This is a genomic window from Mesobacillus subterraneus (assembly GCF_020524355.2).
GTDB lineage: Bacteria > Bacillota > Bacilli > Bacillales > Cytobacillaceae > Mesobacillus > Mesobacillus subterraneus_C.
Window position 1 is genome coordinate 1,238,399 of the sequence record NZ_CP129019.1, and the last position, 22,458, is coordinate 1,260,856.

Genomic DNA, 22,458 nt, shown 5'->3' on the forward strand with positions numbered 1-22,458 from the left:
GGAGGCCTGTTCGCGGTGTTTATAGAACGATACTATTGATTGTGACAATGTCCTGAAGCGACTCAAGCTTGCCGATCATTTCTGTTGAAAGGGGCTTATCAAACGACAGGACCATGATTGCTTCGCCGCCTGCTTCTTTTCTGCCTACCTGCATGGTCGCAATGTTCACGCCATGATCACCAAGGACTTTTCCTACATGCCCGATAACACCTGGGCGGTCCATATGCTGGATATACAAAAGGTTTCCTGATGGATGAAAATCGATGTTAAAGCCATCGAGGCTGACAATCCTTGGTCCGTAATGGTCAATGTAAGTTCCTCTCACCGTAAAAGATTCACCATCCCCACTTGCGGTTACTGTTATCGTATTTGCGTAACCATAGGAGTTTCCGGTCACTTTTTCACCAACCATGATGCCGCGTTCTTTGGCAATGTGGATAGCATTTACTTCATTTACTTTCATATCAATGCGGTTTTCAAAAAATCCTGCAAGCAAGGCCTTTGTTAAAAAAGAGGTTTCGAGTTCTGCCGCAGTGCCTGAATAAGTAGCTGTAAGCTCGCTGATTCCTTTGTTATGGCATTCTGAAACGATTTTTCCCATTTCTTTTGCTAGCTGGTGATAAGGTTGGATTTTTTGGTAAATTTCTTTGGACATGGCCGGAAGATTAATTGAATTGGCAACAGGGTTATTTTCAAAAAATGTTCTGATTTCACTTGCGACCTGAGTGGCAACATTCAACTGCGCTTCTTTTGTAGAGGCTCCTAGGTGTGGGGTGGCAATAACTGAATCAAACTTAAGTAAAGGGTGATTCTCTGGGGGGTTCAACTTCAAATACATCCAGTGCAGCACCAGCAATATGACCGTTCTCAATATAATGGGCGAGAGCCATCTCGTCAATTATGCCTCCTCTTGCACAATTCAGGAGATAGACCCCTTTTTTGGTTTGGCTCAAAGTCTTTTCGTTAAGAAGGCCTTTCGTTTCCTTCGTTAAAGGCGTGTGGACCGATATGATATCTGTTTCGGCGAGAACCTCATCGAACGTCGATAATTGAACGCCTAAAACGGCTGCACGCTCCTTTGTCAGGAACGGGTCGTATACCTTTACTGACATCCCAAAAGCCTTGGCTCTTTTTGCAAGCTCAGAACCAATCCTTCCTAAACCAATTATTCCTAATATTTTTCCGTAAAGTTCATTCCCAATGAATTTATTTCTCTTCCATTCTCCTTTTTTTACAGTAGAGTGTGCCTGCGGAATGTTTCTCATTAAAGCTGACATCATCGCAAAAGTATGTTCTGCGGTAGAAATCGTATTCCCATCTGGAGCATTCACGATGATAATTCCTCTTTTTGTCGCCTCGGCGATATCAATATTATCTACACCGACACCTGCACGGCCGACGATTTTTAGTGAGGGCATTCGATCGAGCAGTTCCTGGGTGACTTTTGTTGCGCTCCTGACGAGAAGGGCGTCAATCTTTTGTAAATCGATTGTTCCTGAGTCTACACTTCCGATATGTACCTGGATTCCCTTGTGTTCTAAAAGGGGCCTTAATCCTTCTTCTTTAATAGAATCTGCAGCTAGAACGTGAAACATCTTTTACCCACTCCTTTTATTGAAAACAAAGTGTTAATTTTCTGATTATTTTACAAAACGAATATTCTTTTGTCAAACTGCGAGATTGTTCATAAATACTATGCAAGCGCTGTCAAAATTATCGGATTTATTCTAAATATATTCTGTTAATCCGAATTTATCAGGAGTTTTTTAGCATTTGTGTGGGTCATTCCATGCCATGTCTCATTTTACATGGGACAGTCAAAAAATCGTCACAAGCAGACATCTTCACAAATGATCTTTTTTTCAGTATAATGAACTTGTTAAATTAAATATGGTCTATCTTCGGGGCAGGGTGAAATTCCCGATCGGCGGTAATGAGATTGATTCTCTAAGCCCGCGAGCCTGTATGGGCAGGATTTGGTGCGATTCCAAAGCCGACAGTATAGTCTGGATGGGAGAAGATGGAGGTTCTGCAGACGTTCAAAAAATGCAGGTTTTGAACGTTTATTAAGCATGCCTTTCACAAAACTCCCTCAAGCTCACATCTTGAGGGTTTTATTTGTTAATGGTATGTGATTGCTGAACCTTTCTTCTTTATGTGAGATGGATCTCTATAAGGAGAGAGGAAAATGAAAAAATTTAGTGTCAAAGCCATGGTATCAATTGGTATGCTGAGCAGTATCTCTTATGTATTGATGCTGCTGAACTTTCCGCTGCCACCGTTTCCAAAATTTTTAATGGTCGATTTCAGTGATCTTCCTGCATTGATTGCTGCGTTGATTTTTGGACCGGTAGCAGGTATTTTAGTAGAATTCTTGAAGAATACGCTTGATTATTTCATGACTGGCAGTGATACTGGTGTTCCAGTAGGCCATGCTGCCAACTTTGTTGCAGGAGTTTTATTTATTCTGCCAACTTACTATATTTATCAACGGATGAAATCCAATAGGGGAATGACGTTTGCCTTAGTAGCTGGGACAGCAAGTATGGCAATCCTGATGAGTGTCCTTAACTACTACGTTTTCCTTCCTGCCTACACATTGTTCTTAAACATGCCAGCAATGTCTGGACCGGAAGCGCGTGCGATGATTGTTGCCGGGATTCTGCCGTTCAATTTCGTCAAAGGTATACTGATGTCTGTCATATTCATGCTGATTTTCACAAGGATGAAAACATGGATCGAGAGACAGCAGACATTTAAAAGTGCATAAACTCATGTGAGTCTTAAAAAAGCAACGGCCTGCACCGTTGCTTTTAAATTTTTAGGAAGCTAAAGATTCTGTTCAAATGTGGTGATGCATGACAGCTGTTCAAATGTGGTGATGCATGACAGATAAAACGTTAAAATCGGCTTTAGGATTTTTACCGCAATCTTTACTAAAAGCAAATATATCGAAAATTTTTAACATAAAAAAATTCCCGCTTATAAGCGGGAATTATGTATTTCTTTATTCGAACTTAGTAGCATCTCCATTAAATGGCTCTTCTGCAACTTTGATTGAGTCAGTTGGGCAGCCTTCGAATGCATCCATCATGTCGTCAAGTAATACATCAGGAATTTCAACAATCCCTTCATTTTCATCAAGTGTTACGAATGCGATGCCTTCATCATCGTAATCGTAGATATCTGGAGCAGCAGCACCGCAAGCTCCGCATGCAATACAAGTTTCTTTGTCAACAATTGTGTACTTAGCCATGATATAATTCCTCCCAAGTGTTTAACAATAATATGCTGTTTTCACAAAGTAGTGAAAACGTATTCCTCATATCTATTGTAAAACTGTATCGCCAACATTTCAATAAAAAAAGCATTGAGAATGCTTATCACACAAGGCATTGAATGGTTTTTTCATTGAAAATAAAACATTTCACTAGATATTTTCATGTTAAAATAATGGTATATTATTTTTCTGCTATAGTGGGGGCTGAATATTATCGTGCCCATTGCTTAATATTTCATTCAAAGGTGATGTTATGGGGATAACGTATTTGGAGACAGTTGTTTTGTCAATATTGAAACGCATCAATGGCGAAAGAACCATCTATTCGTTATTTCATCTTTTACAGGGAAAGCGTTCCTCTCAGACAATTCAGGACGCTCATTTATATAAAATCACCGCATATTTTCATACATATCCCTCAGTTACAAGAGAAGGGCTCGAAAAAATGATTAGCCGGTTACTGCATCGAGGGCTGGTGGAGGAGATAGCAGATTCAAAGGTAATTTTAACAGGAAAGGGCGAAGCAGTCCTGGATCAACAATTATCTGAATACAAACTTCCTGATTATCTTAATGGTTGGAAATACCACCAGGTGACGGGTACCTTTTGGGAAAGGTTGACGCTTCTCATCCAGGTTAGTTCGAATTTAATTAACCATGAACGCTCCTTTATACCAGTCAGGAACAAGCGAGATACTCTTACCTGGGTAAAACAATACATTAAGCAACAGAATGAAGATCGATATAAGCTGGCAGAAAGGCTGTATGTTGAACTTATCTCTGCACTGGATAATCCAAATGTGAAACCTGAACTGGTTGTTTTAAGATTGACAGGTTACAGGAAAATTGGATTGACGACTTTGCAGGCTGCTGAATGGATCGGGCTGGAACCGGCTCACTATCACTTCGAATTCCTCAACTGCTTGCATGCTATGTTTGATAAGGTCCTGGAGAATTCAAATGCTTACCCATTACTAAATGGGTTGATCAAGAAGCCAGAGCGTAACGTTCCTTTGACGATTTCGACAGATAAGACATATAAGTTAATGCTAAAGGGTTATGCCCTGGAAGAGATAGCGGCTGTCCGTAACTTAAAACAAAGCACAATCGAAGATCATGTCGTGGAAATTGCTCTTTCTATCAAGGGATTCAATATAGATGACTATGTTCCTCTTGATAAAAGGGAAAGCATTCTTCAAACGGCACAGCGAAATTCTGCCAAAAAGTTAAAGCAAATAAAGGAACATGTGGCTGATGCTTCTTATTTTGAAATCAGGCTAGTTCTGGCCAAATATGGTGATGTGGAATGGAGTTAAGAAGATTTTTAAAAAAGTATTTTAAGTTCGAGGATTTCCGTCCAGGGCAGGAAGAAACGGTTGAATCCGTTTTAAAAGGAAGACATACGATCTCTATGTTGCCAACCGGAACAGGAAAATCGCTCTGCTATCAACTTCCCGGCTATATAGTTGACGGGCCAGTCTTGATTGTTTCACCGCTGCTCTCTCTAATGCAGGATCAGGTGGAGCAAATGATGGCAATGGGGGAAAAGAGGGTTATTGCCTTGAATTCCTTTTTGTCACCTCAGCAAAAAGCCAAGACCCTGGAAGAACTCGAAAGGTTTCAGTTTATTTTTATATCTCCAGAAATGCTGGGGATTGAATCTGTGTTGAATCGGATCAGGAAATTGGCTGTATCCCTGTTTGTAGTCGATGAGGCACACTGTATCTCTCAGTGGGGATACGATTTTAGTCCCGACTACCTAAAGCTTGGTGAATTCAGAGAGAAGCTTGGACAGCCATGGACGCTTGCGTTAACAGCTACAGCCTCAGAGGAAGTTCGAAAGGATATTGCTGATAAGCTTCATTTAGGAGATTGGAATGAGGTTGTCTATTCTGTAGACCGCCCTGCTATTTCACTAGCTTTGGAGTTTGCATCTACCTTTCAGGATAAGCTGGACCGGACAGTTGAGCTGGTGAAATATTTAAAGGGTCCTGGGATCATCTATTTTTCCAGCAAGAAAGTCGCTGAGCAAACGGCAGTTCATATGAGAGAAAAAGGGATCAAGAAAGCAATGGCCTATCATGGGGGACTGGATTCTGAAAGCCGCGTCCTCATACAGCAGCAATTCATCAATGGTCAACTTGACGTTGTATGTGCTACCAGCGCTTTTGGGATGGGAATTAATAAAGAAAATGTCCGATATGTGATCCATTTCCACATGCCTATGCAAATAGAATCCTACCTTCAGGAAATAGGAAGAGCAGCAAGAGATGACCACGATTCTATAGCCATCCTTATTTATTCGCCGGGAGATGAACAACTGGCCTATCAGCTAGCTGAAGGTGAGCTCCCTGACCAATATCAGATTGAAAGACTGTTTGTGTTTTTAATCGATAACCGTTTCCTTTATAAAGATCTTGCCTGGCCGCGCCGAAGAGCTGTCAATGATAGGAGGCTTCACCGAAATTCAATGGAGGATTGTCGAAGATTATCTGTCTAATATTGAAGAGCTAGATTATATGATGGATAAACAGAGCCTCCTCCGCTTGATCGAAAACCGCTTGGAGGTAAAAAACACAAAAATTAAGAAGATGCTGGGTTGGATTAATACAAAGGAATGTAAGAGGAAAGTGATTTTGGAAATGTTCGGTGAAGAAGTCCAGGAACGACCACAGAATTGCTGCATCAGTTGTGGAATAGAACTGGATTATTTTAAAGAAACTGACCCATCCAGTGAACAATCGCTCGCTGCGATGGACTGGAAGCAGGAATTGGCTTCAATCCTATTGATGAGAGAGCGGATATAATGAAAGATGAATATAGGGATACAGTGGCAGGACTTACAGAAAAAGAACTGCTTTTCCACTTGGTTGCTACGCAAATTTTACTATTAACGATTTCAACTATATTAGGTATGATATTGTTTGACGGCTTGACCGAATTCAAAGAATTGTTTATTTGGGCCGATTGGAACATTTTATCGATCGGGTTGGTTGCTGGTCTGGCAGTCGTGGCTCTGGACTTCACCCTTATGAAATATCTGCCAAAGTCGTACTACGACGATGGCGGATTGAACGAAAGAATATTTAGAAATAGAAGTGTATTCCAAATCATGCTTATTGCGGCGATGGTAGCAATCAGTGAGGAAATCCTTTTTAGGGGAGTCATTCAGACGAACACAGGGTTAATCATCTCAAGCTTGATTTTCGCAGTCGTTCATTACCGCTATCTGTTTAATTGGTTTTTATTTACTAACATTATTTTATTGAGTTTCTTGATTGGCTATATTTATATGATGACAAATAATCTAGTGGTTACGATCGTGATGCATTTTATCATTGATTTCATTTTAGGATTGATCATTAAATTCAGGACTCAAGCAACAACTGGGGGTACAGACAGTGAATAAGGAAAAACCTATCAGGGACCAGGCAGAGCGACTGAGAAAAAGGGTGGAACGTAAATCAGAGCATTCTGCTGAAAAAAAGGAATCCCTTCCACCAAGAAGTGAAATGCACAGACAAAAACAGAAAAAAACGAAAGTCAAAGTAAAATACCCTGTCATTAGGCTGATGGCTCTGTTTTTCATTCTGCTGCCTATCTCTTTTTTCAGTATTATCTCGTATTTGGATGGCACAAAGATGCCTTTGAATAAGTCGCTGGAACGTGCAGGAGTCGAAATGATCAATGTGGAAAGTCGGAACGATGGAAATGGTGATGACCAGGTAGAAGACCAAGAGGCACCGTCTTATGAAGAAATTACTGAAACAGAGGAAATCGATGTTGTGGCAGCAGGGCCTGCTCCATCAAGCAGCGGGGACAAAAACACTGCTGAATCCTCTGGTGACAGTGATGATAAAGAAGGGGGAAAATTACCAACTTCAGCTTCTGCCGAGCCCGAGGATGAGCCAGCAGATACAGAAGGCACCAAACCAGCAGGTGAAGCTGAACCCGTAAGCGGTGAAAAAATCGTATATCATACAGTCAAGCCGAATGAAACATTATTCAGAGTAGCTATGACCTATTATAAATCCCAGGAAGGCATCCCCATCATCAAAAAAGCAAACAACATCCAGGGAAATGAAATTCAGGCAGGACAAGTATTGAAGATACCTATTAAAAATTAGCCTGAGAGAAATCAAGACTTAATAAAACTATGTCTTCTGAAGAACCCAAACGAGAACCGGATTCAGTCCATCTATTGGAATGAATCCGGTTCTTCTTGTTGAATAAAAAAGTATAAATTTTTTTACTTTGAATAGTGTTTATCTCCACCGCCTAGCCATCAAGTCGCTTGTCTAGCTGCGGCTCCTAACTTCTCGAGACGCTTGTCTAGTGTCGTCTCCTAGAAACTCCGAAACTTCAACTCCGCCGGCAGAAGCAAAAAGCTCTTCTTTGTCTGAGTCTCCAGTTTCTGCGTTTCTGGACAGTCGGCTATACTTTTCTATTTCGGTCCTGCCAATGAAGTCAAAGAACGACTTCACTGTCAGGCCCTCCAGCGCTTGTCGGAGTTGGGTAGTCGCCTCCGCTTTTCTAATATTTACGCTTATTTTTTGGATCACAATATCATAACTCCATGGACAAGTTCATAAAAATTATAAAAGGCTGTTTTGTAAAGATTGTTGTTTAAAGTTTTGAGTGTGCAAGCTCTTTTCTCATTCGCTTTAATTTTTTGTGAAAGAACATAGGTCATTCAATCTTTTTTTTTTCAATAGCAACAAAGTTTGAGTAAAGAGCTTTAAAAAAGGGGAGGGCTTGCCATGGAACAGGAAATCGAGAACCTGGATCAACGTACGGATCCTGCAACAAAAAGGATGCTTCAGAACGTAATAGACCGAAAGAAAAAGTTTGACCGGTATAAATCCCGCCATCTTATGTCAGTATGGGTGACGATTGGGTTGATCTCTGTCTATTTCTACTATCTTTATATTACGGTGTTAAAGCCGTATTCTTATTCTTTCGCTGAGATTATTTCGGTGTATGTCCAGAACTCCGCGAATTTATATTTTCTCATCTTAACGGTTGGTACATACGGATTAATGATCTTGTATAAGGAGAAGCGTGAAAAGGCAGAGAAAGAATACCAGGCGCTTCGGTGTGAAATAGTAGACCGAAGTAAGGATTTATGGAAAAAAGAAGAAGAATGGAAGAACCGTCATATAGTGTTTGATATGATGAAGAAAAAGTTTGATATTAACTTGTTTCACGAAAATAAATAGAAGCATCCAATAGGGATGCTTCAATATATTCTAGAATACTCTCTTTTTTCCTTGTTCGTCCTTAAGAATCTCTACTGCTTCACGAAAGCGCTGAGAGTGGATGATTTCGCGTTCTCTGAGGTATCGTAATCCATCGTTCAGATCAGTGTCATCGCTCATATTAATGATCCATTGATAAGTGGCACTTGCTTTTTCTTCGGCAGCAATATCTTCATATAAGTCTGCTATCGGGTCTCCTTTAGCAGCGATATAGGATGCAGTCCATGGCACACCAGCTGCATTATGGTAGAAGAGAGCGCTATCATGGTTAGCGTAGTGCGCGTCAAGCCCAGCCTGCTTCATTTGATCAGGTGTTGCGTCCTTCGTCAATTTATATATTGTAACCAAAATGCAACCATGCTAAAATATTGATACATAAGGATTTTTGCGGACAGGAGAGGACAGCATGGAAACAGTGCCAATGAACAAAATTAAAAAGGTTGCTATATACAGCAGGAAATCCAGACCTGATGAAACTGAGGAAACACTCAAAAGACAGTTAGCTTTTCTTATTGATAAATGTGTAGAAAATAACTGGGAATTTGAAGTGTTTCAAGAATACGGTTCTTCACTAGATAGTAACAGACCTGAACTAAATAAAATGCTAGATAAAGTACAGTCATTTCACTATGACGCTGTTGTAGTTACAGATCAGGATAGATTAAGCAGAAGTACATTGGGATTTCATCAGGTAAAAGAAATTCTAACTAATTATGGAGTGCAGGTAGTAACCTCATCTAAGATATATGACTACACCACACAAGAAGATGACTTAATGTCTGATATGCAGTCTGTTGTAGCTAAGCAGGAATATTTAAACATTAAGAAAAGGCTTGTGAGGGGAAAAAGGCAGTCAGCTAAAGACGGGAATTGGGTAGGTGGAAAAACCCCTATTGGATATAGTTACGATCATAAGACAAAGAAACTAACACCTGACGAGAACGCACCTACCATTAAAAGAATTTATGATTTATATATGTCTGGAAATTCATCTACAGCCATTGAAAGAATTTTTGACTTAGAAGGAACGCTAACACCTTCAGGTTCAAAGTGGAACAAAGCAAGAATATCTGTAGTTTTATCTAATCCTGTTTATAAAGGTACTGTAATCTATGGAAAAACCAAAGTTTCAAAGGTAGATAAAAAGCCGTCAGGTTCTCCAAGACAGCTGAAAACTGAGGAAAATGATCAGATTATTATTGAGAATGCACACACACCTATTGTTTCACCTGAGGATTGGGAAGCTGTAAGAACCATTAGAGAAGGTCGTCTGTCTAAGCCACCGTCAGCTAGGATAGGGAAGGTTATATTCACAGGCTTGATTAAATGTAGCTTGTGTGGAAGAACTCACAGCTTTCAACGAAGAAAAGGGAAAGAACTTAGGATTACATCATGTCAAACTAGGTATTATGATGATGACGGAGAGAAATATACTGTATGTAAAAATAAGGGTGTAAAGCTGGAACTATTTGAATTAGTATTCTTTGCGAAGTTCCAACAGTTTGTAGATAAATTAGAATCCTATCTGGAAGCAGTAAAGCGGAACATGAAAGAGGATAATTCTAATAATCCTGTTGACGAGAAAGCTATACAAACAGCTAATTTGAAAAAGGTTGAAGCAAGTATTAAAAGAGTACAGAAGGGCTTTATAGCTGAGATATATACAGAGGAAGAAGCACAGAAAGAAATCAAGCGATTAAAGGAACAAAAAGAGTATATACAGGAACAAATAAGCAGGCTAGATACTAAATCTAAAGACGAGAAGGTTGACGAGTTACAAAGGACTTTAGACAAGCTAAAAAGCCTATTAGAAGGAAAGTCAGATTTAGAAACAAAAGATATAAATCAACTGCTTACCTCTATAATTGATCGTATTGAATATAAAAGAGTTGGCGATCATAAAGCAGAGATTGAAATGAAAATCCACTATAAAGGTCAGTCTGAGGATTAAATATATAAACGAGAACTGTTAGGTTAACGCCTGACAGTTTTTTATTTTGGATAAAAGAATAATCCCCCTAATAGCTATTAAGCCATTAGAGGGATAGAATGATATTGAATTGCTTACGCCACTTCATTCACTACGTTCATTCAGTGTATATCTTATATGTATTATCTATTATTCTATGCTAGTAATTATTAGAGTAGTTATTAGTTATTGTTTTTAGTATCGGTGAGGAACTTTAGTTCCGAACTGGCGAAGCCATATTCTTTTATCTTTATTATAGTTATTTACAGTTCCTTAAAGGTTCCTTACCCTATAGTGTGCCAAAGCCCCACCTGATACAGGCAGTTTTTAAAGAAATTTTCTGGGAAGGCTGAAACCCTTGATATGACAGGGTTTTGTCAAAGGTAACATTTTAGGGATTAACCTTAATAGTCTTTGAGTAATATGAAAGTCAGTAAAACAGGGACTTTGTTAATCACACTATCTGTGACTTTCCTTGTGATTATTAAATCTCATGAACCCTTGATATTAAAGGCTTTTTAAAAGTTGTTAATCACAAGGTACTTTTAAGGGCTTATTGTACATAACGTGTAATACTCTAAAACACTTAAATCAGTGTAATAAAAAAATAGACTATACTAGGAAAAACCTTCCTTTTTATCGTATAATGTACCTACTGAGGAGGCGGGTAAATGAGTAAGAAAACGCTAAGTGATTTAATGGGGAAAAATTTTGACTTTGAAATGCCGAAATTAGCCCCTTTACCTACAGTAGAAAGACAGACCTTTGACACTAGTCATCTTGATGAGGCTATGGAGGAAATTGCTTTAGAGAAAGAAGAAAAAGAAAAGAAAGAACAGGAATACAGAGAATCGGTCATTAGCACATTACAAGGTATAGAAAAGAATACAGCACTGCTAGCAGAAATGACTTTACTTCTCCAAAAGAACAATGAAAAGCAAGACGATATGTTTGAACTAATGGTTGAGATACTAGCAATTATGAAAAGTTCAAATCAGGAAGAGGCTGAAAGCAAGTACACCGAAGTTATGAAAAAGATTACTACATTCACTGACAACGCTAGTACCGTCCAGTCACTTGTTAACATGGCACAGACTGTGTTTAATGCTTATCAATCAATGCCATTTTAAAAGGGGTGCTTATAGAATGGAAAAAAAGACTTTTGAAGTTGAGGAACATCATTTAGTAGAAATCAAAGAAACGAAACCTTTTGGTAGTAATGGTTCACAAACTCGTACTTATCATTGGGAAGTTTTTATAGCTTCTAAAGGTACAGAATACCGTGGTAAGGCTATAGAACCTAAAGATCAAAAACGTGAAATACCGTGGATGACTATAGAAGAACATGAAATGAATCCTTTAGACTTTATGGTAGAGTGTATTGAAAGGAAATTTCATAGATAAGATAAAGGCACTCGAAAGGGTGCTTTTTTTATTTGTGAAAAATGGAAATATGGTGGTGTGTTTAATGAATACAGTGACTGTGCATTCTTGTGCGTTAGAAACGCTTGCTTGCCCTTTGTATGGACAGCCTGCTAAAACTTTTTAATGCACAACGCCTGAGTTTACGATATTTCGTAAATAGCCCTAAGCGATCTAGAGAAGCACATTAAAATACCACTGCACAATAGGACTAGTAAGTGCTGACTTCCTTTTGGTTCTAATATATAGAAATAAAAAAGAGGCTATCACATTTTACTGTGTAGCCTTCTTCTTTGCCCTTATAAGCGTACTTTTACTTATTCCTGTCATGCTTTCAACTTCTTTATAGGAATGGTCTTGTAACAGCTTTAATGCGTGTTCTACTTGATCTTTTTTGTACTTGTTAGGGCGACCCTCTCTAAAATCATCACGCTGTTTAGCTATCGCCTTGCCTTCCTGAGTACGTTCTACTATCATATCTCTTTCAAACTCAGCAAAAGAACTCATGATATTGAATATAAGCCTTCCTGTGGGCGTGTCCTCAACTATTCCCATGTTCAAGACATGAACCCTTACACCCTTTTTAAATAGCCCTTTAATGGTCTCTATAGCGTCACCAGTGGAACGTGCAAAGCGATCTAGTTTAGTTATTACTAATGTGTCACCTTCTTTAAGGATTGACAGCAACTCTTTAAACTTTGGGCGATCTGCTTTAGTTCCTGTGAATTTCTCAGAATATATTTCTTCACAGCCTTCATTTTTTAAAGTCTTAATCTGTGCCTCTAAATCTTGATGTACTGTTGAAACCCTTGCATAACCGTATTTCATGAAAAACAGCCTCTTTTCAGTATGTATTTATGACACTAAGTTATGACACCTATTGACACCCTGATAATACAGCACCCTTAAAACGGTGTCAATACTTTTAAGTTATGACACTTTTTTTATACAGCTATCAAAACTCAGCACATTTGATAGAACCACTTGAACAACGTAACAATGCAGGTTTAGCTACTATCAAAAATCGCTGTCAAAATTGAAGGGTATCAGGGGATTAAAAGAAAGGGTTAGGGGTAGTCTATTAACCCCCTTGCTATACGCCTTACATAGTACCGTAGAAAGAAGGTTGGTCTGTTCTGAACAAGTTGATTGGTAAAGTAATAGAACGATACACAGGGGCTACAGTGGAAGCATATAGGCATAGGGATAGATACAGCATAAGTAAGGCACTAAGGATAGAAGAACATCAGAACAATAGACAAGTGAAGCAAGTCAATCGAATGGACAAACAAAAGAAACGAATGAAAGAAAGAATGATAAGGCAAAGAGGTCATAGCTAGTCTGTAAATATGTGCTGTCTTTATGTGCGGGAAGGGGGGTATGCAGGGGGGACGGGGGGGTCTGTAGGGGTCGGTCTGCTGTATGCTAAATATATGCACCATTTTTGAAACTTTCAATGGATGTGTTTAAAAGTCTATAAAATATTTTTTTGGGGAAAGTTTTAATATTTAACTTCTATATATTTCCACAAGATATGATATAATTTTACTAGAAAATATTAGGAGGGGTTTAATGGTAAATGTACCTGCTTTTTGTGACAATTGTACCAATATTTTTCCATCAGGTTTTGTATTTGAGAATTGTGTAGGAGTGACAATGTCAGGTTGTACGTCTCAATGTCCTAGATGTGGATATTCTGCTAGAGTTCCAGACGGTGTATTTAACTTTTACAATAGTGCAATCGAGGTACTTGAAGCTACTCCAGAAACTATTAGAGACTTAAAAAAACTATTTGTAATTGTCGATAAAGCAAGTAGAGAAAATATTCCTCCAGAAGAAGTACATAAGGAGATTGAAGAGGAAGCACCTAAATTATCCTTCTTAGCAAAATACCTTCCCAAGAATGCAAAAGAATTTGGAGTTTATCTAACAGCAGTTGCTTCGTTAATTGGAGGAATGGGTGGGGATATTGAAATTAACCCAGAAATAAATATTAACCCTAAGACCGAAATTCAGTATTTTACCCCTGATAATAATATGAATCAGCAGCATATTTCTAATCTGGAAGTTAGCCCTACATCTGAAATGCCTAATAGAAAAATCGGTAGGAATGAACCTTGTCCGTGTCTAAGTGGGCTGAAATATAAATATTGTCATGGTAAATAAAATGAAGCCCCTAGCATAAAAAACTAGGGGTTATTTGTGTTGCTTTCAATAAGACCCTCAGCGATAAAGTGGTCTCTAATGATAACTGAATTAACTTTTATTTCACTGGCTATTTCTTTGTATGTGTAATCCTCTATGATCATCTGGTAAATTCTTTTGCTAATGTCCCTTGTTTTTCTTGTTCTATTTTGTTTTGATGATCTGACCTTTAACAGCCTTTCACCGTGGGCAGTACCATAAGGCATAGTACAAATATGTTTCTGATGATCTTTACCTAGCATGTAGCCAGCTTTATTGTAAAACACAGTGTTACATTTACTACAATGGAACTTCATTGAAGAGTGGTGGTTCAAATAGGGCGAAATAACCTTAACAGCCCCGTTGTAGGTCTTGTTAATCTTAGCTTCGTATTCTTGTTTATTCATGACATTATCCTTTCTTAACGACAGTTAGAAACTGTCTGAATAGTAAAGTATGTGACCTCAATTTACAGCCTCTACAGCCCTTGATGTGTAAGGGGTCAGTCCATTCTAACTGTCGTTATTTAGCCCTCTTTTGATTGTATTTCACGTGTGATTGTTTCCTAGCTGACTTTCTGCAAATATCACTGCAATATACAGTCCTGTTAGATACTGCATTAAAGCCTTTTCCACAACCAATACAAAACTTATCTATAACAGCTTCTTTGCCATAATATATAGCCTCAGCGGTAATATGGGATGGAAGTACAGCTTTTTCAAAATAACTACAGCTACAGTCGCTAGCTGGTATCTCTTTTCCTCGATACTCTCCACCAGAAATTAAAGGACATTCTTTATCTAATAAAGCACAATGCCCCGCCACATAATTAGCACAGCTTGTCCTTACTAGTTTTTTTATTGCATTACACATATCTATCAATCCCTTTCAAATGTAAATTAAAAAGACCGTCAGCAATTTAGCTAACGGTCAATTTGTTTATTTTATCTGTCGTTCATTGCAAGACCAGCACGTGCCCTCGCTACTTTTGCTTTAACTTCTTTCTCTAAGTGTTCCTGTCTGATTTTTTCTTTACGTTCCTCAGCCTCTCTTAGCAACCTATTACGTTCTGCTAATGCTTCTCCAACAGCTTCATCGTTTACGTAAGCACTTTGTTTTTCCTCATAAAGAGAGAAGCCACTATTCATTGGAACAATGCTTTCATCCCGTCTCATCTGATCTACAGCAGTACCTAAAGCAATTCGAGTTGGTATTGGTAAATCCTTAATCTGTTCCTGTGCTTGCTTATCTCCATGTGCTAATGCCTTTACTAGTTCCGGATTAAAGTTTGTCATTGTTAGAACCCTCTTTCTAATGTTTTTTTACTTGTAGCCTTTTCTTTCCTTTAATTCAATTATGTTTTTAATTGAAGCTAGTTCAGCATTTGAAATTCTCAGACGCTGAATTGCGTACTTTAGTTTCTTTTCATAGTGTGCGGTAAATGCTAGTTTTCGTGTTTCTAGTTTTGCAATAGTGCTTGGGTCAATGCCCATGTACTCACTAAAATCAACCTGTGTTTTATTTCTGGAAAGTCTAATTAGCTTTATATACCTTTGATCATATTCCATGTTGTAAGGTAAGCGGTTATTAGCTGGTTTCACTGTCTTCCTCCTTAGTGGTTCTGTTTTTATGGAATAGAAGTTCAAATAAAAAAGGAATGGCAACAGCCATACCTTATTAAGAGAACTCTTAAGTCTATACCGTAGGGAACTTTAATTCCCCTTAATACTATGTGCAGGAAAGGGGAGGGCGGTACAGGTTCCCCAGAATAAAAATTAAAATATATGTCCTAATATAGGTAGAGTTTGCAAGTTCTTTACCGAGTGGGAGGTTATTGGACATTCTCTAACACTCATACATTCGGTTAGGGACGGTGAACAGCATGATAAAACATCATGAAAATGAAATTGTTATTGTAGATGACAAAACTGTTGAGGTAAAAGGAATAGGAAAAGCTGAGGACGTAGGGGAATTGGATATGGATAAATTTATAGAAGTTGCGATGGGATTACCTTCATTTTGGAGGTGATCCTTTTTTTTATGTAAATTTATCGGTGCAGTTATATAATAAGGAAGATTAACGTAAAATATATTATTGCACTTTAGAAATGATCTATTTGTAAATCATTGTGGCGATCATTTCCAAATGAGCGAATTCTTCAGTACCAATATCAGTCAATAACCCGATTACTTTATCCGGAATTGTATATCGCTGGTTTAAGTATCTTAGTGCTGCAGCAAGCTCCCCATCAGCTCCGCCGTATTGCTCTACAAGGAATTTAGCAAGCATGGGATTACAGGTGCTTACTTTTACGGGATACTGTAATTTTTTTTCATAAAGCCACATGTTCCATACCCCCTCCTATATTAGTTTAGATCTGCCATGGCTATGGACCTTCTTTCCAGTCCCATGGATATCCAGAATAGCTGTTTCCGTATTGCTGGAGAGGCCCATACATGCTTTCAACGACCTTTTTTAATCTGCGCCTTTCTTTTGCAAACTGATTGAATTGGTTAATCGCATCATAGTCCTCTGGATGGGTATCTAAGTATAAGGTTAGATCAACGAGAACAAAATCGACTGCCTGGAGCTCTTCCATGGCAGCATAAAATTCCTTTGGCAACTGTTTCATGAGTGATCATCCTCCCTTGGAGCTTCGTATGGCGAATACCAAGGATCATAGAAAACCTTCCACAGTGTCCCTGTTCTTAAAGCTTGCATGGGCGTAAACTGCTCTAGATTGGGCGGCTGGAAGCCAAGAAATAAATTTGGCGGCGTAGAGAACGTTTTTACCTTAATAGGCGGACAAGGATCGAAGGGACTGGCGTACGGATACCATACTCTTCTGTGTGTAGACAAACTAAGCCCTCCTCTAAATGAACTTCATTTCATTTTATGAGCAAAATTTCATTTCATGTTAAATTTGTCTGGGAGGCAGGGATAATTAATAACTTGTAGAATTATATATATATATGGCAGTACTTTAAATTTGAGGTGAGTTGAATGTTTGTTAAAAGTATCATGATACCGAAGTACAAATGCATTACTGTTCAACAGGATGAGGCATTGCAAACTGTGCTGGAAAAGTTGGATGGCAATGAAATTGATGGAGTTCCAGTATTGGATGGTGACAAATATGTTGGCGTCGTCACAAGACATGGGATTTATCAGGAATTCTTCAATACCGGCGGGCAAAAAGATGAATTTCTGCAAAGTAAATACGCGAAAGACATTTTGACCTTACAGGATCAAATTCTGCATGGCATTGAAGTTTTCGAAACAACATTAGTGAAATTGAAAGACATTCCGTTAATGGCGGTAATAGATGAGAATGGGAAATTCCAGGGAGCTGTAACCCGCTCAGATGCTCTGGATCAGTTCCAGAGTGCATTTGGTGTTCATAGAGAGGGGGTCAGGATTGCGTTTACTTCTGTAGAAACGGAAGGTCGTATCGCAAGGCTGGCAGATATTGCTCACCAGTTCCATGAACATATTATATCTTTGGTTACTTTTGATGAGACGGACAAGCTCGTTCGCAGGATCGTCATGAAAATAGAAAAGAAGGACAACATTGACAAGTTTGTCAAGAAGCTGGAAGAGTCAGGATTCCGCATTCTTGATATTCATGAAGTATGATTTTTCATAGATAAGAAAGGATAATCATTTACTTCGAGAAATGTCGAGCTCCAGCGCCTAGCACCTCGAGACGTTTCGGTGCTGACCAAGGCGCTTCCGCTTTTCTTAATACGGAAATAAAGACAAGGGCCTTTCATACATTGTGTATGGGAGGTTTTTGTATGCTTTGGAAATTTTTCAGGTTGGTCATTGGACTGCTATGCGGTTATCTGTTTGTCCTTTCTCTGGCAGCGATATTTCCGTTCTCCTCTGGAGGGTTCCTGGGTGAGTTTATTTTAAATCCATTTGAGTACCTTGCTGGTGCAGTGGCACTTGTATTCGGAATGTATGCACTTGGAGGATTGATCAGAGATGGAGGAGTTGCTGTCATAAGAGCATATAAAGGCAATGAAAACTCAGTACCTGATATTATTTTAGCCATTGCCTGTCTAGGCTCATTTTATCTGCTTTTACCGTTAGGAGCTTGGCAGACAGCAGTATTTTTCGTTTTCTGCTTGCTTTATGGTATGATGTCATTTAGTTCAACAGAGGGCACGAATGAAAGCTAGATGAAGCTAGATAAAGATTTGCGGGAGGAAGAAATGGAGTTCATTTATTTTATACTTGGAATGCTGCTGATCGGCAGCTTCCTTCTACTATATATGTACCGCCAGGCCTTTACAGACAGAGTATTGAATCAAGAAATCCGGTTGAAGGATTTTCCGGAGAGCTTTGGGGCTGTTAAAATCTTTTTTATATCAGATATCCATAAGCGGACTATTCAAGATTCGATAGTCAACGAGGTGAAAGGAAAGGCCGATCTTGTAGTTATTGGAGGAGATCTTGCGGAAAAAGGCGTTCCTTTAGAGAGGGTGTCTGCCAATATAGAAAAATTAAAGACGATTGCCCCAGTATTCTTCGTCTGGGGAAACAATGATTATGAATTTAACTCACATGAACTAGACTCACTCCTTTACCACCTGGGTGTTAAAGTTCTTGACAACACAGCAGTGAAATTTGAATCGGGTACTGGGGATGTATTACATATTTTAGGTATTGATGATTTAAGTCTAGGTAAAAGCAGACTGGACCTGGCAATCCGTGATGCTGGTGAAGAAGGATTCAAGATTCTAGTTAGTCATAACCCTGCCATCGTCAACAGCCTCAAGCCAGAGCATAATATCAGTCTCGTCTTAAGCGGGCATACACATGGGGGACAGATCAGGGTATTCGGGTTCGGTCCTTATGAATTAGGCGGTATTAAAACGAAGAATAGTGCAACAGTGCTTACCAGCAATGGATACGGCACAACTGCTGTGCCTCTTAGACTTGGAGCCAGAGCGGAGACCCATTTACTTACATTGACTGCGGATTCTAAAACAGCAGATTGAAGTTTTACACATGAGCAGCAACACGGCTATAATCGGTAGTACTGGTAATAACGGAGGTTTTAGGATGGGGAACGACACAGGGAAATTCAATATTAAAGCAGTATCCAAAATGCTTGGTATTCAGCCTGGGACACTCAGGGCTTGGGAAAGAAGATATCAGATGATTGCCCCTGTCAGAAATGAATCCGGTCATCGATTGTATACCGAAGAGCATGTAGAAATTTTGCGGTGGCTGATCTCAAAAATAAATCAAGGCTTCACCATCAGCCAGGCTGTGTCTTTGCTTGAAAACTCAGCTATATCAAATGAAAAGGCTGAAGTGCCTTCACGGGACATGTTAGATGAGATTGGAGACAATCTGTTGACTGCACTTCTGGAGTTCAATAGCTCCAAAGCTCATGAATTGATTAACCAGGCCTTCAGTTTGTTTACAATCGATAAAACTGTTATTGATTTATTAGGCCCGATTTTGATTAAGGTAGGCGATTTATGGGAAGAGGGAAGTATAACGACTGCACATGAGCATTTTGCTTCGTCTTTTATACGTTCGAGAATTGAAGGTTTATCAAATTCATTTCCACACAATTCGTTTCTGCCAAAGTCAATTGCTGTCTGCGGGCCTGGAGAAAGACATGAATTAGGCTTATTAATCTTTACATTGTATCTAAGGCGAAAAGGATTTGAGGTAGTCTTCCTAGGTACAAGCCTTGCCGAGAATGATCTTGAAGTAGTGGTGGAAAAGGTGAAACCCAAATTCCTCTTCTTATCCTGCACTCTTGATGAAAATATAGAGGCAACTTTGAAGCTCGCCGAGGAGGTTAATAAAGTCTATCCAGATCTTATAGTTGGGCTGGGTGGAATAGCCATTGACTCCATACCGTTAGAACAGCGGGAAGAATATAAAGAGAACATTGTTGGCATGACAAGAGCGGAATGGGAAAAATGGTTGAAAAAGCGCATTGATCAAATTAAATAACTCACCAACCTGCGATATTTTCATAAACTAAAATAAGAGCTTTGTCGATGGCAGGGGGCATGAATATGCGCTTGGAACGATTAACCAACAATAAAATTAAGATATTCCTTACGATAGATGACTTATCCGACCGGGGATTGACCAAAGAGGATATATGGAAAGATTCGATGAAGTGGCATCAGCTTTTTCACGATATGCTAGAGGAAGCCAGCGAAGAATTCGATTTGGATATCATCGGTTCAGTTGCAGTGGAAATCTTCTCATTGCATGCCCAGGGGATGGTCATGATCGTCACAATGATCGAACAGGATGAAGATGAGGAACAGTTTGATGATGGGATTATCGAAATGCAGGTCACGGTCGATGGAAGCGAAGACATTTTGTTTGAATTCAAAAATGTCGAAGACGTTATCCAGTTGGCAAAAAGACTTCTGGACTCCGGTATTGAAGGAGGCAGCCTGCATTTCATGAATGATCATTATTACTTGCTTATGAATGGAATAATGCCTGATGAGACCACTAAGACAGTGTCTTTAATGGCGGAATATGGAGTTCCATCAATATTGAGCATCCACAGACTGCTCGAATATGGGAACGAGATTATGGAAGAACGTGCAGTCGAAAGCCTTGTCCATTATTTTATAAAATAATGGATGGCTTCGGCTTTTTTTATGGAAGATTTTGTGCTGGAAAGGTGCTTGTGGAATTTGCCGCTTTAGGCAAAAATAGGGCTGATTGCTAAGGTGGGATTTTTAGAGAATTTTTATGGAGTTATCTTCAAATCTGACTCTTAAAATACAGTCTTGTCACCAAACAATGTCTTATTATTCTGTTAATTTATTATCAAGTCAATAATAATAAGGACTTGAATGGTAGCGTTTTCATTTAATAATCAAAAAATGCGGAAAACTGTTTTTTTCTTCTTGCATAAAATATCCAAAGGTGTATACTAATCCATGAAAGAAGACAACATCCGCAAAAGTGATTTAGGAGGTTTATCAATGGTAGCCGCAAACGGTAATGAAAATCCAAATAAAGAAGACAAACATGACGTCTTACGATCTACACAAACTGTTATTCACAAGGCTTTGGAAAAACTCGGATACCCTGATGAGGTTTTTGAGCTTTTAAAGGAGCCGCTCAGGATGATGACAGTAAAAATTCCTGTCAGGATGGATGACGGATCTGTTAAAGTCTTTACTGGCTACCGGGCGCAGCACAATGATGCAGTGGGTCCAACAAAGGGAGGAATACGTTTCCATCCAAACGTATCGGAGAAAGAAGTAAAAGCTTTATCAATCTGGATGAGCTTGAAATGCGGCATCGTCGATTTGCCGTACGGCGGCGGTAAAGGCGGGATCGTATGTGATCCTCGCGATATGTCGTTCAGGGAACTGGAAAGATTGAGCCGGGGATATGTACGTGCGATCAGCCAGATCGTAGGACCAACAAAAGACATCCCGGCACCTGATGTTTTCACAAACTCTCAGATTATGGCTTGGATGATGGACGAATACAGCCGTATCGATGAATTTAACTCTCCAGGATTCATTACAGGCAAGCCGCTGGTACTCGGTGGTTCACATGGTCGTGAATCAGCAACAGCAAAAGGGGTTACGATTTGTATCCGCGAAGCTGCAAAGAAAAAGGGAATAGAGCTTGAAGGCGCAAGAGTGGTTGTCCAGGGATTTGGAAATGCCGGAAGCTACTTGACCAAATTTATGCATGATGCTGGTGCAAAAATCATCGGTATTTCAGATGCATACGGAGCGCTGCATGACCCAGAAGGACTCGATATCGATTACTTGCTTGACCGTCGTGACAGCTTTGGTACAGTAACCAAATTATTCAATAATACAATTACAAATAAAGAATTGTTGGAACTTGATTGTGATATTCTTGTTCCAGCTGCAATAGAAAATCAAATTACTGAAGATAATGCCCACAATATCAGGGCTAGTATCGTCGTTGAGGCTGCGAACGGTCCGACGACGCTGGAAGCAACAGAAATCCTTACAGAGCGCGGCATCCTGCTTGTACCTGACGTCCTTGCCTCTGCTGGTGGAGTAACCGTTTCTTACTTTGAATGGGTACAAAATAACCAGGGGTATTATTGGACGGAGGATGAAGTAGAAGAGAAGCTCGAAAAAGTCATGGTGAAATCCTTTGACAGTATCTATGATACAGCCCAGACCCGCAGAGTAGACATGCGTCTTGCTGCTTATATGGTCGGTGTCCGCAAAATGGCTGAAGCAAGCCGCTTCAGAGGCTGGATTTAATATTTGAAAAGGGTTCTTCATTGAATATTACGATCAAATCTCCTATCATTTAATGATGGGAGATTTCTTTATATATCCTGTTAC

27 protein-coding genes, 3 pseudogenes and 1 riboswitch are annotated in these 22,458 nt (G+C 39.3%); of the genes and pseudogenes, 18 read left to right on the forward strand and 12 right to left on the reverse strand.

The window, feature by feature from the left end; translation table 11 throughout:
• Positions 1-19: 19 nt before the first annotated feature.
• Positions 20-1,595 (reverse strand): annotated as a pseudogene (serA, locus tag LC048_RS06210) (phosphoglycerate dehydrogenase).
• A gap of 298 nt (positions 1,596-1,893) precedes the next feature.
• Positions 1,894-2,026, forward strand: a riboswitch (FMN riboswitch).
• Between the two features lie 162 nt (positions 2,027-2,188).
• Between serA and LC048_RS06215 the strand changes: the two are divergent.
• A complete protein-coding gene (locus LC048_RS06215; RefSeq protein ID WP_226602195.1) occupies positions 2,189-2,770 on the forward strand; it encodes an ECF transporter S component in 582 nt (193 codons plus the stop codon).
• Positions 2,771-3,007: 237 nt separating this feature from the next.
• Here the strand turns inward: LC048_RS06215 and LC048_RS06220 are convergent, their stop codons facing one another.
• Positions 3,008-3,256 (reverse strand): ferredoxin, encoded by a 249-nt coding sequence (locus tag LC048_RS06220; RefSeq protein ID WP_226602196.1) that lies wholly within the window; start codon positions 3,254-3,256, stop codon positions 3,008-3,010.
• 307 nt (positions 3,257-3,563) lie between these two features.
• On the opposite strand from LC048_RS06220, the gene LC048_RS06225 reads away from it, so the two are divergent.
• From LC048_RS06225 to LC048_RS06240, 5 genes are read left to right on the forward strand one after another with little or no spacing between them, the layout of a single operon-like run.
• Complete coding sequence (locus LC048_RS06225; protein ID WP_226602197.1) at positions 3,564-4,595, forward strand: YpbB family protein; 1,032 nt, start codon at positions 3,564-3,566, stop codon at positions 4,593-4,595.
• A complete protein-coding gene (locus LC048_RS06230; protein ID WP_371932004.1) occupies positions 4,586-5,779 on the forward strand; it encodes a RecQ family ATP-dependent DNA helicase in 1,194 nt (397 codons plus the stop codon). Before LC048_RS06225 ends, LC048_RS06230 begins: the two co-directional genes overlap by 10 nt.
• A 19-nt stretch (positions 5,780-5,798) precedes the next feature.
• Positions 5,799-6,086 carry a RecQ family zinc-binding domain-containing protein gene (locus LC048_RS24945; protein WP_371932005.1) on the forward strand — a complete coding sequence of 96 codons (288 nt, stop codon included), beginning with the start codon at positions 5,799-5,801 and terminating at the stop codon, positions 6,084-6,086.
• Positions 6,086-6,688, forward strand: a complete 603-nt coding sequence (locus tag LC048_RS06235) for a CPBP family intramembrane glutamic endopeptidase (protein WP_226602199.1) — start codon at positions 6,086-6,088, stop codon at positions 6,686-6,688. The genes LC048_RS24945 and LC048_RS06235 overlap by 1 nt, the downstream gene beginning before the upstream one ends.
• The gene (locus LC048_RS06240; protein ID WP_226602200.1) at positions 6,681-7,406 is read left to right on the forward strand and encodes a LysM peptidoglycan-binding domain-containing protein; all 726 of its coding nucleotides are present in this window, start codon (positions 6,681-6,683) and stop codon (positions 7,404-7,406) included. The genes LC048_RS06235 and LC048_RS06240 overlap by 8 nt, the downstream gene beginning before the upstream one ends.
• Before the next feature lie 171 nt (positions 7,407-7,577).
• Here the strand turns inward: LC048_RS06240 and LC048_RS06245 are convergent, their stop codons facing one another.
• Positions 7,578-7,763 (reverse strand): hypothetical protein, encoded by a 186-nt coding sequence (locus LC048_RS06245; protein ID WP_226602201.1) that lies wholly within the window; start codon positions 7,761-7,763, stop codon positions 7,578-7,580.
• 276 nt (positions 7,764-8,039) lie between these two features.
• Between LC048_RS06245 and LC048_RS06250 the strand changes: the two genes are divergently transcribed.
• Positions 8,040-8,498 carry a YpbF family protein gene (locus tag LC048_RS06250; protein ID WP_226602202.1) on the forward strand — a complete coding sequence of 153 codons (459 nt, stop codon included), beginning with the start codon at positions 8,040-8,042 and terminating at the stop codon, positions 8,496-8,498.
• Positions 8,499-8,528: 30 nt separating this feature from the next.
• Here LC048_RS06250 and LC048_RS06255 read toward each other — a convergent pair.
• A pseudogene (locus LC048_RS06255) lies at positions 8,529-8,888 on the reverse strand (manganese catalase family protein); the annotation flags it as partial.
• Between the two features lie 55 nt (positions 8,889-8,943).
• Here LC048_RS06255 and LC048_RS06260 point away from each other — a divergent pair.
• The 3 genes from LC048_RS06260 (at position 8,944) to LC048_RS06270 (ending at position 11,910) form a co-directional block, all read left to right on the forward strand.
• Complete coding sequence (locus LC048_RS06260) at positions 8,944-10,488, forward strand: recombinase family protein (protein WP_226602203.1); 1,545 nt, start codon at positions 8,944-8,946, stop codon at positions 10,486-10,488.
• 689 nt (positions 10,489-11,177) lie between these two features.
• Positions 11,178-11,636, forward strand: coding sequence for a hypothetical protein (locus tag LC048_RS06265; protein ID WP_226602204.1), 459 nt, complete (start codon positions 11,178-11,180; stop codon positions 11,634-11,636).
• Positions 11,637-11,652: 16 nt separating this feature from the next.
• The gene (locus tag LC048_RS06270) at positions 11,653-11,910 is read left to right on the forward strand and encodes a hypothetical protein (RefSeq protein ID WP_226602205.1); all 258 of its coding nucleotides are present in this window, start codon (positions 11,653-11,655) and stop codon (positions 11,908-11,910) included.
• 291 nt (positions 11,911-12,201) lie between these two features.
• Here LC048_RS06270 and LC048_RS06275 read toward each other — a convergent pair whose 3' ends face one another.
• On the reverse strand, positions 12,202-12,756 hold the full coding sequence (locus LC048_RS06275) for a recombinase family protein (RefSeq protein WP_226602206.1): 555 nt from the start codon (positions 12,754-12,756) through the stop codon (positions 12,202-12,204).
• A gap of 744 nt (positions 12,757-13,500) precedes the next feature.
• Here LC048_RS06275 and LC048_RS06280 point away from each other — a divergent pair.
• Entirely contained in the window at positions 13,501-14,094 is a 594-nt protein-coding gene (locus tag LC048_RS06280; RefSeq protein WP_226602207.1) for an SEC-C metal-binding domain-containing protein, read from the forward strand.
• A gap of 23 nt (positions 14,095-14,117) precedes the next feature.
• Here the strand turns inward: LC048_RS06280 and LC048_RS06285 are convergent, their stop codons facing one another.
• The 4 genes from LC048_RS06285 to LC048_RS06300 all read right to left on the reverse strand — a co-directional run bounded on the left by LC048_RS06285 (position 14,118) and on the right by LC048_RS06300 (position 15,713).
• The gene (locus tag LC048_RS06285; RefSeq protein WP_226602208.1) at positions 14,118-14,519 is read right to left on the reverse strand and encodes an adenylate kinase; all 402 of its coding nucleotides are present in this window, start codon (positions 14,517-14,519) and stop codon (positions 14,118-14,120) included.
• Between the two features lie 115 nt (positions 14,520-14,634).
• A complete protein-coding gene (locus LC048_RS06290; protein ID WP_226602209.1) occupies positions 14,635-14,985 on the reverse strand; it encodes a cysteine-rich VLP protein in 351 nt (116 codons plus the stop codon).
• Positions 14,986-15,056: 71 nt separating this feature from the next.
• On the reverse strand, positions 15,057-15,407 hold the full coding sequence (locus LC048_RS06295) for a hypothetical protein (RefSeq protein ID WP_226602210.1): 351 nt from the start codon (positions 15,405-15,407) through the stop codon (positions 15,057-15,059).
• A gap of 27 nt (positions 15,408-15,434) precedes the next feature.
• Positions 15,435-15,713: a helix-turn-helix domain-containing protein gene (locus tag LC048_RS06300; RefSeq protein ID WP_226602211.1), complete on the reverse strand. Its 279-nt coding sequence runs from the start codon at positions 15,711-15,713 to the stop codon at positions 15,435-15,437.
• A gap of 281 nt (positions 15,714-15,994) precedes the next feature.
• Between LC048_RS06300 and LC048_RS06305 the strand changes: the two genes are divergently transcribed.
• Positions 15,995-16,141, forward strand: coding sequence for a hypothetical protein (locus tag LC048_RS06305; protein ID WP_226602212.1), 147 nt, complete (start codon positions 15,995-15,997; stop codon positions 16,139-16,141).
• A gap of 87 nt (positions 16,142-16,228) precedes the next feature.
• On the opposite strand, the pseudogene cotJC reads toward LC048_RS06305, so the two are convergent.
• The 3 genes and pseudogenes from cotJC to LC048_RS06320 all read right to left on the reverse strand — a co-directional run.
• Positions 16,229-16,459 (reverse strand): annotated as a pseudogene (cotJC, locus tag LC048_RS06310) (spore coat protein CotJC); the annotation flags it as partial.
• A gap of 40 nt (positions 16,460-16,499) precedes the next feature.
• The gene (locus tag LC048_RS06315) at positions 16,500-16,745 is read right to left on the reverse strand and encodes a spore coat protein CotJB (protein WP_306049746.1); all 246 of its coding nucleotides are present in this window, start codon (positions 16,743-16,745) and stop codon (positions 16,500-16,502) included.
• The gene (locus tag LC048_RS06320; protein ID WP_226602214.1) at positions 16,742-16,972 is read right to left on the reverse strand and encodes a spore coat associated protein CotJA; all 231 of its coding nucleotides are present in this window, start codon (positions 16,970-16,972) and stop codon (positions 16,742-16,744) included. Before LC048_RS06320 ends, LC048_RS06315 begins: the two co-directional genes overlap by 4 nt.
• 144 nt (positions 16,973-17,116) lie before the next feature.
• Here LC048_RS06320 and LC048_RS06325 point away from each other — a divergent pair, with 144 nt between their 5' ends.
• From LC048_RS06325 to LC048_RS06350, 6 genes are all read left to right on the forward strand, one after another.
• Positions 17,117-17,749 carry a CBS domain-containing protein gene (locus LC048_RS06325; RefSeq protein ID WP_226602215.1) on the forward strand — a complete coding sequence of 211 codons (633 nt, stop codon included), beginning with the start codon at positions 17,117-17,119 and terminating at the stop codon, positions 17,747-17,749.
• A 161-nt stretch (positions 17,750-17,910) separates the two neighbouring features.
• A complete protein-coding gene (locus LC048_RS06330) occupies positions 17,911-18,297 on the forward strand; it encodes a hypothetical protein (RefSeq protein ID WP_226602216.1) in 387 nt (128 codons plus the stop codon).
• Positions 18,298-18,330: 33 nt separating this feature from the next.
• Positions 18,331-19,119 (forward strand): metallophosphoesterase, encoded by a 789-nt coding sequence (locus tag LC048_RS06335; protein WP_226602217.1) that lies wholly within the window; start codon positions 18,331-18,333, stop codon positions 19,117-19,119.
• 64 nt (positions 19,120-19,183) lie between these two features.
• Complete coding sequence (locus LC048_RS06340; RefSeq protein WP_226602218.1) at positions 19,184-20,095, forward strand: MerR family transcriptional regulator; 912 nt, start codon at positions 19,184-19,186, stop codon at positions 20,093-20,095.
• A 65-nt stretch (positions 20,096-20,160) separates the two neighbouring features.
• On the forward strand, positions 20,161-20,745 hold the full coding sequence (locus LC048_RS06345; protein WP_226602219.1) for a genetic competence negative regulator: 585 nt from the start codon (positions 20,161-20,163) through the stop codon (positions 20,743-20,745).
• A gap of 351 nt (positions 20,746-21,096) precedes the next feature.
• Positions 21,097-22,374, forward strand: a complete 1,278-nt coding sequence (locus LC048_RS06350; RefSeq protein WP_306049750.1) for a Glu/Leu/Phe/Val family dehydrogenase — start codon at positions 21,097-21,099, stop codon at positions 22,372-22,374.
• Positions 22,375-22,458 lie beyond the last annotated feature (84 nt).

Bases quoted from the DNA above. Each gene is read 5' to 3' on its own strand.
- LC048_RS06215 (WP_226602195.1), top strand. From the start codon at position 2,189: ATGAAAAAATTTAGTGTCAAAGCCATGGTATCAATTGGTATGCTGAGC.
- LC048_RS06220 (WP_226602196.1), bottom strand. From the start codon at position 3,256: ATGGCTAAGTACACAATTGTTGACAAAGAAACTTGTATTGCATGCGGA.
- LC048_RS06230 (WP_371932004.1), top strand. From the start codon at position 4,586: ATGGAGTTAAGAAGATTTTTAAAAAAGTATTTTAAGTTCGAGGATTTC.
- LC048_RS24945 (WP_371932005.1), top strand. From the start codon at position 5,799: ATGATGGATAAACAGAGCCTCCTCCGCTTGATCGAAAACCGCTTGGAG.
- LC048_RS06235 (WP_226602199.1), top strand. From the start codon at position 6,086: ATGAAAGATGAATATAGGGATACAGTGGCAGGACTTACAGAAAAAGAA.
- LC048_RS06250 (WP_226602202.1), top strand. From the start codon at position 8,040: ATGGAACAGGAAATCGAGAACCTGGATCAACGTACGGATCCTGCAACA.
- LC048_RS06260 (WP_226602203.1), top strand. From the start codon at position 8,944: ATGGAAACAGTGCCAATGAACAAAATTAAAAAGGTTGCTATATACAGC.
- LC048_RS06265 (WP_226602204.1), top strand. From the start codon at position 11,178: ATGAGTAAGAAAACGCTAAGTGATTTAATGGGGAAAAATTTTGACTTT.
- LC048_RS06270 (WP_226602205.1), top strand. From the start codon at position 11,653: ATGGAAAAAAAGACTTTTGAAGTTGAGGAACATCATTTAGTAGAAATC.
- LC048_RS06275 (WP_226602206.1), bottom strand. From the start codon at position 12,756: ATGAAATACGGTTATGCAAGGGTTTCAACAGTACATCAAGATTTAGAG.
- LC048_RS06280 (WP_226602207.1), top strand. From the start codon at position 13,501: ATGGTAAATGTACCTGCTTTTTGTGACAATTGTACCAATATTTTTCCA.
- LC048_RS06285 (WP_226602208.1), bottom strand. From the start codon at position 14,519: ATGAATAAACAAGAATACGAAGCTAAGATTAACAAGACCTACAACGGG.
- LC048_RS06290 (WP_226602209.1), bottom strand. From the start codon at position 14,985: ATGTGTAATGCAATAAAAAAACTAGTAAGGACAAGCTGTGCTAATTAT.
- LC048_RS06295 (WP_226602210.1), bottom strand. From the start codon at position 15,407: ATGACAAACTTTAATCCGGAACTAGTAAAGGCATTAGCACATGGAGAT.
- LC048_RS06305 (WP_226602212.1), top strand. From the start codon at position 15,995: ATGATAAAACATCATGAAAATGAAATTGTTATTGTAGATGACAAAACT.
- LC048_RS06315 (WP_306049746.1), bottom strand. From the start codon at position 16,745: ATGAAACAGTTGCCAAAGGAATTTTATGCTGCCATGGAAGAGCTCCAG.
- LC048_RS06325 (WP_226602215.1), top strand. From the start codon at position 17,117: ATGTTTGTTAAAAGTATCATGATACCGAAGTACAAATGCATTACTGTT.
- LC048_RS06330 (WP_226602216.1), top strand. From the start codon at position 17,911: ATGCTTTGGAAATTTTTCAGGTTGGTCATTGGACTGCTATGCGGTTAT.
- LC048_RS06335 (WP_226602217.1), top strand. From the start codon at position 18,331: ATGGAGTTCATTTATTTTATACTTGGAATGCTGCTGATCGGCAGCTTC.
- LC048_RS06340 (WP_226602218.1), top strand. From the start codon at position 19,184: ATGGGGAACGACACAGGGAAATTCAATATTAAAGCAGTATCCAAAATG.
- LC048_RS06345 (WP_226602219.1), top strand. From the start codon at position 20,161: ATGCGCTTGGAACGATTAACCAACAATAAAATTAAGATATTCCTTACG.
- LC048_RS06350 (WP_306049750.1), top strand. From the start codon at position 21,097: ATGGTAGCCGCAAACGGTAATGAAAATCCAAATAAAGAAGACAAACAT.